Genomic DNA, 12593 nt, shown 5'->3' on the forward strand with positions numbered 1-12593 from the left:
GTTGGCGGGGCCCTGAACCCGAACCGGCGGGACATCCGGGCACACATGTATGTGGGGACTCTGTCCTTCGACCTGCTTCTTGGCGACGTACGGTCGTTGAAGGAGAAGCGCTCCGTCGTCCGGCCGATCGTCGCCGAGCTCCAGCGGAAATTCGCGGTGAGCGTGGCGGAGACCGGCTCCCAGAACCTCCATCGCAGGACCCAGATCGGCCTGGCGATGGTGTCCGGGGACGTCGGGCACCTGACGGAGGTGCTGGACCGGTGCGAACGCATGGTCGCGGGCCGGCCCGAGGTGGAGCTGCTGTCGGTACGACGGCGGATGCACACCGATGAAGACTGAACGTGCGTGCCGCACTGCGGCATGAGATACGAACGTAGGACGAAAGAGGAGAAGGACCGGTGGCCGACAACGCGCGGGCCCGCAAGCTGGCCGATCGCATCCAGGTCGTGGTCGCGGAGACCCTGGACCGGCGTATCAAGGATCCGCGGCTGGGCTTCGTGACCATCACGGACGCCCGGGTCACCGGTGACCTGCGGGAGGCCACGGTCTTCTACACGGTCTACGGGGACGAGGAGGAGCGGGCGGCGTCCGCGGCGGCGCTGGAGTCCGCCAAGGGCATCCTGCGCTCCGAGGTGGGCAAGCAGACCGGCGTTCGCTTCACGCCGACCCTGACCTTCGTACCGGACGCCCTGCCGGACAACGCCCGCACCATCGAGGACCTCCTCCACAAGGCGCGGGCCAAGGACGCCGAGGTGCGCGAGGTGTCGACCGGCAAGACGTACGCCGGCGAGGCCGACCCGTACCGCAAGCCGGAGGACGAGGACGAGGGCGAAGCCTCCGAATGACACAGCACAACAGGACGCCCGACGGGCTTGTCATCGTCGACAAGCCGTCGGGCTTCACTTCGCACGACGTCGTCGCCAAGATGCGCGGGATCGCCAGGACCCGGCGCGTCGGACACGCGGGGACGCTCGACCCGATGGCGACCGGCGTACTGGTCCTCGGCGTCGAGAAGGCCACCAAGCTCCTCGGTCACCTCGCGCTGACCGAAAAGGAGTACCTGGGCACCATCCGGCTCGGGCAGAACACCATCACCGACGACGCGGAGGGCGAGATCACCTCGTCCACCGACGCCTCCGGGGTCACCCGCGAGGCCGTCGACGGGGAGGTCGCCAAACTGACCGGCGACATCATGCAGGTGCCGTCCAAGGTCAGCGCCATCAAGATCGACGGCAAGCGGTCGTACGCCCGCGTGCGGGGTGGCGAGGAGTTCGACATCCCGGCCCGCCCGGTGACCGTCTCGTCCTTCCAGGTGTACGACATGCGCGACGCCGTCGCCGAGGACGGCACGCCCGTCGTCGACCTGGTCGTCTCGGTGGTCTGCTCCTCCGGTACGTACATCCGCGCCCTCGCCCGCGACCTGGGCGCCGGGCTCGGCGTCGGCGGCCACCTCACGGCCCTGCGCCGTACCCGGGTGGGCCCGTACAAGCTGGACGCGGCCCGGACGCTGGACCAGCTCCAGGAGGAGCTCACCGTCATGCCGATCGCGGAAGCCGCGGCGGCCGCGTTCCCCCGCTGGGACGTGGACGAGCGGCGGGCGAAGCTCCTGCTCAACGGCGTACGGCTGGACATGCCGGCGTACGACAGGGCGCCCGTGGCGGTCTTCGGACCCCAGGGGCGGTTCCTGGCGCTGGTCGAGGAGAAGAACGGCAAGGCGAAGAGCCTGGCCGTCTTCGGCTGACGACCCCCATCGTGGAGCGGGCGGAGCCCGGGCGCCCGCTCCACGATCCCCCTCTCACACGGTCTATCCGCCCCGCACGCAGGATTCACCCGGTTGGCCAGGCGCTCGGAGTGAATGGTGGGGGCACACGGGGGCGCTTTCGAATCGCGTCCTTCTCCCGGTGATCAACACCGCCCTACCGTCGAACCATGGAACGCGGGGATCGGGCCAGGCTGGTACGGATCAGTGATCCGGCGGGCCGCACCCGGGGTGTCGGCTTCGTCGCCGACGACGAGGGAACGGTCGTGACCAGCCACGAGGCCGTGGACGGGCTCGTACGGGTGGTGGTGCACGCGCCCGGCGACGACCGGAGCCACGTCGCCGAGGCCGGGGCCATCACGCCGCTGCCCGAGGCCGACCTGGCGCTCGTGCGCACCGAGGGGCTCGGGGTGAGTCCCCTGCCGGTGGCGGCCCGCGGGCGGGTCGACGCGGGTACGTACGTACGGATCGCCGCGCGCGGCTGGCGCGAGGCGCGGGTGCTCGGCACCGCCCGGGTGACCTACACGGCGGCCGACCGGTTCCACCTGCTCGGGGACGCCATCGAGCTGGCCATCGGCACGGAAGGGCGCGAGGCGCTCCGGCTGGGCGGCGAGGCCGCGGGCGGGCCCGTCCTGGACGCCACCACCGGCGCGGTGCTGGGCGTGCTGGGCACCGCGCTGCACGCCGGGCACCGGGCGGCCGGGCTCGCCGTGCCGCTCACCCGCGTCGCCGCCGCGGCGCCCGACGGTCCGCTGGCCGCGCTGCTGCGGCGCAACGCCGCCACCGTCCCGGCGTACGACGCCGACCTCAACCTGGCGGGCGTGCTGCGGCTGACCGCGACGACGGTCGGCCCCGCCGGCGAGCCCGGCCCCGTGGAACGGCGCGCCGTCACCCGTGAGCTGGAGGCCTTCGAGGCGTCCGACGCCGTGGTGTTCGCCCTCGTCGGCGACCCCGGCACCGGCCGCACCACCGAACTGCGCGCCCACGCCGCCCGCCGCGCCCTCGGCGACGCCCCCGCGCCCACCCTCTGGCTGCGCGGCGCCGACCTGCGCGCCGACGACACGTCCCTCGCCGACGCGGTCGCGCGGGCGCTGCGGCTCGCCGGCCGGGTCGTGGCCTGCTCGGAAGGGCTCGGCGACCTGGGCACCGCCACGCCCGAGCGGGCGGCCCGGCTCGCCCGGGACTGGGGACGCCCCCTGCACGTCCTGCTCGACGCCCCGGAGGAGATGCCGGCCGCCCTGGCCCACCGGCCCGCCGGGTGGACCGCCGCGACGGCCGCCTGGCTCCGCGCCCACCGCGCCCGGCTCGTCGTCGCCTGCCGGCCGGAGTACTGGGAACAGGCGGGCGCGCTGTACCCATCCGGCGCGCTGTACCGGCCCGGGCGGCCCGCCTGGCGGCTGCCGGACGCGCTGCGCATCGGCGACCTCGCCGGGCGGGAGGCGAAACGGGCACGGGACCGGTACGGGCTGCCCGGCGAGGCCATCGCGGCGGACGACGCCCGGCACCCGCTGGCGCTGCGGCTCCTCGCGGAGGTCCGGGCCGCTGTGCGGGACGCCGTGGGGGAGGCCGGGCGGGACGGCGTGCCCGGGGACGTGCCGGGGGGCGTGCCCGGGCACGTGTCCGCCGACATGCCCGGGCGGCCCGGGCGGCACGAGATCTTCGCCGCGCACCTGGACCTGGTGTGCCTGCGGGTCGCCGAACGGATCGCGGCCGGGTCCTGGCCGACGCCTCGCGGCAGCGCGGTGCGGCGCCTCGCCGTGGGGGTCGCGGGCCGCGTGCACGAGGCGGCGCGGCGCTGCCTGGGGCCGGGGCAAGGGGAACTGACCCGGGCGGAGTTCGAGGAGCTGTTCCCCTGGTCGACCGGCTGGGCGGCCGCCGTCCTGACGGAGGGCCTGCTGGTTCCGGCGGGCACCGGCTACCGGTTCGCCCACGAGGAGGTCGGCGACTGGCTCCAGGGCGCCCACCTGGACCTGGACGCGGCGCTGGACGCGCTGGTCCACCAGGACGCCGGCGCCCCGGAGGAGCCGCCCGGCCTCCCCGTCCCGCGCCACCGGATCGGCCCGGTCGTCCAGGCGCTCCTGCTGCTGGACCGCCTCCAGGGCCCGGCCGCCCTGTCCCGGCGGCTGGAGGCCCTGATCGACGCCCTGGACGCGCCGGACACCGAGGACGCCACCTGGTGGGCCGCCCGGCTGCTGGGCGAAACGCTGCTGCGGGTGACGGACGTGCGGCCGTACCTGGGCGTGCTGCGGATGCTCGCCGAGCGCATCGCGTCGGGCAGCGGACCGGCCCCCGGTTCCGACGAGTTCGGGCCGTGGTTCTGGGAGCGGCTGCGCATCGGCGAGGACGACCGAGTCGACCTGCTGCGGCGCCTCGTGCCCGCCGACGGCGCGCCGGGGGCGCGGGACGTTCCGCGCTACCTCGACGCCGTCGCCGTACGGCTGGCCGCCGACCCCCGGGGCGTACAGCCGCTGCTGTGCCGCTGGTTCACCGACGAGCGGCCGCTGCCCGCGCAGCCCGGCACCCAGGTGAGGCCCACCGTCGCCGGGGCGGCGCAGGCCCTGCTGTACGCCCACCGCGACCTGGCGGCCGACGACCTGTGCGAGGCGCTCGTCGCCACGGCGCACCCGCGCGCCGACGAGCTGCTCGCCGCCCTCGCCGAGGACGAGCCGGCCGCGCTGTGCCGGGCCGTCGACCGCTGGGCGCACGACGACACACGGCCCGGCCGGCGCGTGGCCGCCGCCGCGTACGGGCAACTGCTCGCCGCGCACGTCACCACCGACGCGGAGCGCGAGCTGCTCCGGTACGCCGCCGCCGCGCTCCTCGCCCGCCCCGGGGACGCCGCCCTGCACGGACCGGCGCTCGACCTTCTCGTACGCGACCCGCACAGCCGCAACCAGCACCTGGGCCGGGCCCTGGCCGCCTTCAAGGCCGGCGCCCCCGGGCTGCCCGCGAACGCGTTCACCGCCGCCCTGAACACCCACCCCGAGCCGGTGCTCGCCGCGTTCCGGGCACGGCTCCTGGACGGCGGGCCCGGGCCGGGCGCCGCCGCCGTGCTGGACGCCCTCGCCGGCCTCCGCACGCCCGCGCTCGCCCGCCGCGCCGCCGAGCTGGTCCGCGCCTACGTCCACCGCCACCCCGAGGGCGCCGTGCACGCGGCCGCGTACGTCGACCGGCGCCTGGAACAGGGACCGGCCGCCCGTGCCGTGCTCTTCCCACTGGTCAGCGGCCTGCTGCGGGGCTGCCCCGTCCAGGTGCGCGGCGCGCTGGCCCCCGTCCTCGCGGCGCCCGGGACGCCCGCGTCGCGGCCGCTGCGCGACGAGCTCCTCGACGTACTCCTGGAGCACGAGCGGTACGAGAGCCACGACGGCCGCGACCTCGCCGTGCTCGACGCGCTGCTGCGGGCCGCCGCGCTCGGCGCCGGGCAGCGGCCGGAGGGGCGCACCCGGGAGCTGGTCCACCGCGCCGGTCTGCTCCTCATCCGTACCCCCGAGGGCGCGACCTGCTTCGACCGGCGGCTCGTCGAGCTCGCCCGGGAGGTGCCGGGGTTCGCCTCCCTGGTCGTCGGGTGGCTCCGGGAGGCCCCCGGGGACTGGGCGTTCGTCGTCGGACCCAGCGCCCGCCGGACCGTCGAGCGCCTGGGCGGCGCCCCGGCCGGTCCGGTCCATCCGATGCCGATGCGGGCCGAAAGCCGTGGGCATGGCAGTCTTAGACCTGCGTAAGCGGTCAATGACGTACACGGGTTCGGGCGAGGAGCGGTCACAGTGCAGCGCTGGCGTGGCTTGGAGGACATCCCCCAGGACTGGGGGCGCAGCGTCGTCACCATCGGCTCCTACGACGGGGTGCACCGCGGGCACCAGCTCATCATCGGGCGGGCGGTCTCCCGCGCCCGGGAGCTGGGCGTCCCGGCGGTCGTCGTCACCTTCGACCCGCACCCCTCCGAGGTCGTCCGCCCCGGCAGCCACCCGCCGCTGCTCGCCCCGCACCACCGGCGCGCCGAACTGATGGCGGACCTCGGCGTCGACGCCGTCCTCGTGCTGCCCTTCACGGCCGAGTTCTCGCAGCTCTCGCCGGCCGACTTCATCGTGAAGGTCCTCGTCGACAAGCTGCACGCCCGCGCCGTCATCGAGGGCCCGAACTTCCGCTTCGGCCACAAGGCGGCCGGGAACGTGGACTTCCTGCGGGAGATGGGCGCGACGTACGACTACGAGGTCGAGGTCGTCGACCTCTACGTGCGCGGTGAGGCGGGCGGCGGCGAGCCGTTCTCCTCGACTCTGGTGCGCCGCCTGGTCGCCGAGGGCGACGTCGAGGGCGCCGCCGAGATCCTGGGCCGGCCGCACCGTGTGGAGGGCGTCGTCGTACGCGGCGCCCAGCGCGGCCGCGAGCTGGGCTACCCGACGGCGAACGTCGAGACCCTGCCGCACACCGCCATCCCCGCCGACGGCGTCTACGCCGGCTGGCTCACCGCGGCGGGGGAGCGGATGCCGGCGGCGATCTCGGTCGGCACGAACCCCCAGTTCAACGGCACGGAACGCACGGTCGAGGCGTACGCGATCGACCGCGTCGGCCTCGACCTGTACGGGCTGCACGTGGCGGTCGACTTCCTGGCGTACGTGCGGGGGCAGCAGAAGTTCGCGTCCATCGAAGCGCTCCTGGAAGCGATCGCGGACGACGTCAAACGCTGCCGCGACCTCACCTCCGGCCGGTAGGCCCACCCTCCGGGTGGCGTTGCCCGCGGCCTCGTTGCGGGCGGTTCGGCCCGCTGGGGCGCGGCTCCTCCGTTGTGGGCAGTCGTGCCGCTGGGGCACCCCCTCCCGCCCGTTGTGGGCAGTCGTCCCGCAGGGCGATGGGGGTCCCCCCTGCTCGAGCGAAGCCGAGAGCTTGGGGGAGGGTGGGCACAACGGACTGGGGCGGTGCCTGTTCCCGGTGACACCGGTGCGGGTCGGTGGGTTGGGCGGCCACCGCCGGTGGGTGGGGGCGGGGCCCCTCCGGGCTCGCCTCCTCGAGGTCGGCGGCCTTGGGTGCCAGGCAAGGGAGCCCCGGCTTCGCCGCCAACCTCTGCGGGGGCGACCCTGCACGGCCCCGCCCGCGCCGGTGGTCAGGGCGCTCCACCGTGGACGTGGCACGCCGCCGCGCGGCCGCGGCCCGACAGGACCGGTAGGTCCCGCGTGCGGCAGGCACCCGCCAGGCCCGCTCGGTCCGCTTCGCCCGATGCCAGTACCTGGCACCGCGCGTGGAAGCGGCAGCCGGGTGGGACGCGGGAGGGGTCGGGTGGTTCGCCCGTGAGGACGACCGGCTCGGTGGGGGACTCGGGGAGGACCGAGAGGAGCGCCCGGGTGTACGGGTGACGAGGAGCCGAGAGGACCTCCTCGACCGTGCCCGTCTCGACGATGCGGCCCAGGTACATCACGGCCACCCGGTCGGCGATGTTCCACGCCAGGCCCAGGTCGTGCGTCACGACCAGCGCGGACAGGCCCAGTTCGGAGCGGAGCCGCAGCAGGAGGGCGAGGATCTCGCCGCGTACCGAGGCGTCCAGGGAGGCGACCGGCTCGTCCGCGACGATGAGCTCGGGTTCGAGGACGAGCGCGCCCGCGATGACGACCCGCTGCCGCTGACCGCCCGACAGTTCGTGCGGGTAGCGGAGGAAAAAGCGTTCCGGGGGGCGCAGCCCGGCGCGAGAGAGGGCGGAGGCGACGGCGGCCTGCTCGTCCCCCGGGGCGCCGTGGATGCGGAGGCCCTCCGCGACCGCGTCGTACACGGTGTGCCGGGGGTTGAGCGAGCCGCTCGGGTCCTGGAGCACGAGCTGGACGCGCCGCCGGTACGCCTTGAGGTCGGCGCTCCGGTACGAGAGCGGTGCTCCGGCGAACGTGATGGAGCCGGACGTGGGGCGGACCAGGCCCAGCAGCGAGCGCGCCAGGGTCGTTTTGCCGCAGCCCGACTCGCCGACGAGCGCGACGATCTCGCCGGCGCCGATGTCCAGGTCGACGCCGTCCACGGCGCGGGCGGAGGGGCCACCGCGCCGGCCGGGGAAGGTGACGTGGAGGCCGGTGGCGGACAGCAGGGGGTTCATGCGGGGCTCCCGGTCGTCAGGACGCAGGCCGAGCGGTGTCCGGGTGCCGCCTGGGCGAGGGGTGGGTCCTGGGACGCGCACACGTCCAGCGCGACCGGGCAGCGCGGGTGGAACGTACAGCCCGAGGGCAGCGCGGCCGGGTCTGGTGGGTCGCCGGGCAGACCGCGCGGGGCCAGCCGGGACGCCGGGTCGCCGATGCGCGGGAAGGCGGCGGACAGGGCGCGCCCGTAGGGGTGGCGGGCCGCGTCGTACACCGCTCGTGCCGGGCCCTCCTCGACGACCCGGCCCGCGTACATGACCGCCAGCCGGTCGCACGTGTCGGCCAGGACGGCCAGGTCGTGGCTGATCATGACGAGGCTGATGTCCTGCTCGGTGACCAACTGCTCCAGCAGCCGGAGGATCTGTGCCTGGATCATCACGTCGAGCGCGGTCGTCGGCTCGTCGGCGACGATCAGGCGCGGGTCGCAGGCGAGGGCCATGGCGATCATCACGCGCTGGCGCTGGCCACCGGACAGCTCGTGGGGGTAGGCGGTGGCCCGGGCAGGGGGCAGTCCTACCTGTTCCAGCAGGTCGCCCACGCGCTTGCGGGCCGCGGTCGGGGTGGCGCGGCGGTGGACGAGGAGGGGCTCGGCGATCTGGTCGCCGATGCGGTGCACGGCGTTGAGCGAGTGCATGGCGCCCTGGAACACGATCGACGCGCCCGCCCACCGTACGGCCCGCAGCCGCCCCCATCTCATGGTCAGGACGTCCTCCCCGGCCAGCAGGATCTCGCCGGTGAGGCGGGCGGAGGCGGGCAGCAGCCGCAGCAGTGCCAGCGCCAGTGTCGACTTGCCGCACCCCGACTCGCCCGCGATGCCGAGTTTCTGCCCCGCTTCCACGGTCAGGTCGACACCGCGCACGGCGGGCACGGCGGACGGTCCTGATCCGTAGGTGACGTGCAGGTTCCTGATCGTGAGGAGGCTCAACGGCCCACCCCCAGCTTCGGGTTGAGTACCGACTCGATCGCCCGCCCGCACAGCGTGAACGCGAGCGCGACGACCGCGATGGCGATGCCGGGCGGTGCGAGGTACCACCAGTGCCCGGACGAGACCGCGCCCGCCTCGCGCGCGTCCTGGAGCATGCCGCCCCAGGAGACGACCGTCGGGTCGCCCAGGCCCAGGAAGGCGAGCGTGGCCTCGGTGAGGATGGCGGTGGAGATGCACAGGGTGGTCTGGGCCAGCACCAGCGGCATGACGTTGGGCAGGACGTGGCGGCCCATGACGTGCCCGTGGCCGCCGCCGAGCGCCCGCGCGCGTTCGATGTAGGGGCGGGACTCCACCGCGATGGTCTGGGCGCGGACGAGGCGGGCGGTGGTGGGCCAGCTCGCCACCCCGATCGCCAGGACCACCGTCCACATGCTCCGGGACATCACCGTGGCCAGCACGATCGCCAGCACCAGCGACGGCATCACCAGGAACCAGTCGGTGATCCGCATGACGACCGTCGAGAACCAGCCGCCGAAGTGGCCGGCGAGGATGCCGACGAGCGTGCCGATGGCGACGGAGAGCGCCGCCGCCAGCAGTCCCACGGCCAGCGACACGCGGGCGCCCCAGACGAGGAGGCCCAGCAGTGACCGCCCGAACTGGTCGGTGCCGAGCGGGAACCGGGCGCTCGGCGACTCCAGTGCCGTCCCGGGGGCGTTGGTCACGCTCTGCACGTCACCGCCGACGAGCCACGGCGCCGCGAGCGCGACGAGCGCGATCAGGGCGAGGGCACCGAGCCCGTACAGCCCGGCCCGCTGCTTGCGGTACCGGTTCCAGAAGCGCGCCGCGGAAGCGCGGCGGCGGGACCAGAGCAGCGACCTTGTCATCGGCCCACCCGGGGATCGAGGAGCGGGTACAGGAGGTCCGCGAGGAGGTTCATCAGGATCATCGCGCCCGCGAAGACCACGAACAGGCCTTGGACGAGCGGCAGATCGGGCACGGACAGCGCCTGGTAGAACAGGCCGCCGAGCCCCGGCCACGAGAACACCGTCTCGACGAGGATCGACCCGGCGGCCACGTGCCCCAGGTTGATGAAGATCATGGTGACGGTCGGCAGCAGGGCGTTCGGTACGGCGTGCCGGCGGCGTACGACGTCGTCCCGCAGCCCCTTCGCCCGCGCGGTCGTCAGGTAGTCGCCGCCCATCTCGTCGAGCAGCGAGGCACGCATCACCAGCAGCGTCTGCGCGTACCCGACGGCGACCAGCGTGAGGACCGGCAGCACCATGTGGTGGGCGACGTCGAGGACGTACGCGAAGCCCGTCTCGTCACCGGATTCCATGCCGCCCGTCGGGAACATGCCCGGGATCGGCCCGATGCCCACCGAGAAGACGATGATGAGCAGCAGCCCGAGCCAGAACGACGGCACCGACCACAGCGTCAGCGCGATGCCCGTGTTGACCCGGTCGCCGAGGCCGCCGTGGCGCCAGGCGGAACGGGTGCCGAGCCACAGCCCGATCACCGAGTAGACGACGACGGCGACGCCGGTGAGGAGGAGGGTGGCGGGGAGCTTGTTCACGATCAGCTCGCCGACCGGCGCGCGGAACTGGTACGACATGCCGAGATCACCGGTCAGCGCCTTGGCGCAGTAGTCCGTGAACTGCTGCCACAAGGGCAGGTCGAGCCCGAACTGGCGGCGGAGTGTGGCCATTTGCTCGGCGGACGTCGGTACGCCGTGCGTCATGGCCCTGACCGGGTCGCCGGGGATGATGCGGAAGAGGAAGAAGCTGGTGACGAGCACGGCGAAGAGGGAGACGACCGCGCCGCCCAGCTTGCCCGCCAGGTAGCGCGGATAGGCGGTGGTGACCCCGCCGGGGCGCTTGGCCACCGCCCCGGCGGTCGTGCCGGCTGTCGTCATCGGCTACTCGCGGTCGTCGGCGGTGGAGCGGCGGCGTGCGGCGGTCCAGACGCCCACGGCGAGGAGGACGACCGCGGCCGAGCCGATGCCGATCCACATGCCGGTCGACGAGCCGGAGTCGCCGCTCCCGCCGTCCGTGGCCGGCTCGGCGGACCACCAGCTCCAGTAGCCGTCCTGGCCGTAGATGTTGCCGCCGCCGGCCGGCATGGTGGTGATCGACTTGATGTGGTCGGTGCGGTAGGCCTCGACCGCGTTGGGGTACGCCATGACGTTCATGTACCCGGTGTCGTACAGCCGCGACTGCAACCGCTTGACCAGATCGGCCCGCTTGGCGGTGTCGTACTCGACGGCCTGCTTGGCGTACAGCTCGTCGTACCGCTTGTCGCAGATGAAGTTGTCCGTGGCGCCGGTGTCCTTGGGGGTGGCGGGGAGCGCGGCGCAGGTGTGGATGGACAGGACGAAGTCGGGGTCGGGGTTGACCGACCAGCCGTCGAAGGCGAGGTCGTAGTCGCCCTTGAGCCACGGGTCGGAGACGTTGTCGAGGCACTCGACCTTCAGTCCGATGCCCAGGCGGCCCCACCACTCCTGGAGGTACTTGCCGACCGCCTTGTCGTTCGGGTCGGTGGCGTGGCACAGGATGCGGAAGTCGAGCGGCCTGCCGTCCTTGCCGACGCGCTTGCCACTGCTGTTCTTGCGGTACCCGGCCTGTTCGAGGGTCTGCTCGGCCTTGGCGGGGTCGTAGGCGATCTTCTGTGTGCCCTCCGGCTTCCAGAAGTAGGTGTCGAAGCGGGGCGGGATGTATCCCTCGCCTTCCACGGCGTGGCCCTGGAAGACCTTGTCGACGATCGTCTCGCGGTCGACGGCGTGGAACAGCGCCTTGCGAACCGCCGGGTCGAGCAGGGCCGGATGGCCGTTGCCGAACTTCTTGCCGTCCTTGGAGCGCGCCCCCGGGTTGGTGGCCAGGGCGAAGAAGCGGCGGCCGGGCGCGTCGTTCACCTTGATGTTTTCGGCGGACTTCAGGGACGCGGCCTGGGCCGGGGTGAGGTTCGGTACGAAGGACACCTCGCCCTTGCGGAGGGCGGCGACCGCGGCGTCACCGTCCTTGTAGTAGCGCAGCACCAGCTCGTCGAACTTCGGCGCCCCGCGCCAGAAGTCCTTGTTCGGCTTGAGCTTCACGTACTGGTCGACCTTGTAGTCGGTGATGACGAACGGGCCGTTGCCGATGATCGGGAACTGCTTGTCGTTGTTGAACTTCGAGAAGTCCCCGACCTTCTCCCAGACGTGCTTGGGCACGATCGGCACGTCCAGGGCCGTCATGGTGGCCTGCGGCTTCTTCAACGTGATGACCAGCGTTTTCGGGTCCGGCGCGGTGACCTTCGCGAAGTTGGCCGTGAAGCTGCCGTTGGCGGTGGCGGCGTTCTCGTCCGTCATCATCTTGTTGAACGTCCAGGCCGCGTCCTCGGCCGTGGCCTGCTTGCCGTCCGACCACTTGGAGTTGTCGCGGATGGTGTACGTCCACGTCAGCTTGTCCGGCGAGGACTTCCAGGCGGTGGCGAGACCGGGGATGGTCCGCGCGTCCTTGGCGTCGTAGTTGGTCAGGTACTCGTAGGTGAGCCGGTGGATGCTGGTCGACACCAGCCGCTGGGCGAGGAAGGGGCTCAGGGAGTCCACACTCTGCGAGACGGCGACGGTGAGGACGGACTTTCCGCCGTCCTCGCTGCTGTCGTCCGCCCGTGCCGGCTGGCCGACGGTGAGTGGGGTGGTGGCGGCGATGGCTGAGGCGAGAAGCAGGCGGAGGGAGCGATGTGGAGCCATGGTGACCATGAGGTTGACCTCGCGTCGATCTTGGGGCGCCAGCTAGTGAAGCGAAGGTCTATCAGCGGGGATGTA

10 protein-coding genes are annotated in these 12593 nt (G+C 73.4%); 5 read left to right on the forward strand and 5 right to left on the reverse strand.

The features are described 5' to 3' along the window. Positions 1 to 45: 45 nt before the first annotated feature. From ACZ46W_RS10770 to ACZ46W_RS10790, 5 genes are all read left to right on the forward strand, one after another. On the forward strand, positions 46 to 339 hold the full coding sequence (locus ACZ46W_RS10770; RefSeq protein WP_468334537.1) for a DUF503 domain-containing protein: 294 nt from the start codon (positions 46 to 48) through the stop codon (positions 337 to 339). A 59-nt stretch (positions 340 to 398) separates the two neighbouring features. After that, entirely contained in the window at positions 399 to 845 is a 447-nt protein-coding gene (rbfA, locus tag ACZ46W_RS10775) for a 30S ribosome-binding factor RbfA (protein WP_366131801.1), read from the forward strand. Next, positions 842 to 1741, forward strand: a complete 900-nt coding sequence (gene truB, locus ACZ46W_RS10780; protein WP_468334540.1) for a tRNA pseudouridine(55) synthase TruB — start codon at positions 842 to 844, stop codon at positions 1739 to 1741. The genes rbfA and truB overlap by 4 nt, the downstream gene beginning before the upstream one ends. Before the next feature lie 188 nt (positions 1742 to 1929). Continuing rightward, positions 1930 to 5478: a trypsin-like peptidase domain-containing protein gene (locus ACZ46W_RS10785; protein ID WP_468334543.1), complete on the forward strand. Its 3549-nt coding sequence runs from the start codon at positions 1930 to 1932 to the stop codon at positions 5476 to 5478. Between the two features lie 42 nt (positions 5479 to 5520). Beyond that, positions 5521 to 6465, forward strand: a complete 945-nt coding sequence (locus ACZ46W_RS10790; RefSeq protein WP_468334546.1) for a bifunctional riboflavin kinase/FAD synthetase — start codon at positions 5521 to 5523, stop codon at positions 6463 to 6465. Positions 6466 to 6854: 389 nt separating this feature from the next. On the opposite strand, the gene ACZ46W_RS10795 is transcribed toward ACZ46W_RS10790, so the two are convergent. The 5 genes from ACZ46W_RS10795 to ACZ46W_RS10815 are packed head-to-tail and all read right to left on the reverse strand — an operon-like array spanning position 6855 to position 12527. Further along, positions 6855 to 7826, reverse strand: a complete 972-nt coding sequence (locus ACZ46W_RS10795; protein WP_468334549.1) for an ABC transporter ATP-binding protein — start codon at positions 7824 to 7826, stop codon at positions 6855 to 6857. Further along, positions 7823 to 8791, reverse strand: coding sequence for an ABC transporter ATP-binding protein (locus ACZ46W_RS10800; RefSeq protein WP_468334552.1), 969 nt, complete (start codon positions 8789 to 8791; stop codon positions 7823 to 7825). The genes ACZ46W_RS10795 and ACZ46W_RS10800 overlap by 4 nt, the downstream gene beginning before the upstream one ends. Further along, a complete protein-coding gene (locus ACZ46W_RS10805; protein WP_468334555.1) occupies positions 8788 to 9675 on the reverse strand; it encodes an ABC transporter permease in 888 nt (295 codons plus the stop codon). The genes ACZ46W_RS10800 and ACZ46W_RS10805 overlap by 4 nt, the downstream gene beginning before the upstream one ends. Then, a complete protein-coding gene (locus ACZ46W_RS10810; protein WP_468334558.1) occupies positions 9672 to 10703 on the reverse strand; it encodes an ABC transporter permease in 1032 nt (343 codons plus the stop codon). The genes ACZ46W_RS10805 and ACZ46W_RS10810 overlap by 4 nt, the downstream gene beginning before the upstream one ends. A gap of 3 nt (positions 10704 to 10706) precedes the next feature. Beyond that, complete coding sequence (locus ACZ46W_RS10815) at positions 10707 to 12527, reverse strand: ABC transporter substrate-binding protein (protein WP_468334561.1); 1821 nt, start codon at positions 12525 to 12527, stop codon at positions 10707 to 10709. Positions 12528 to 12593 lie beyond the last annotated feature (66 nt).

Source organism: Streptomyces sp. NPDC031064 (genome assembly GCF_055570965.1).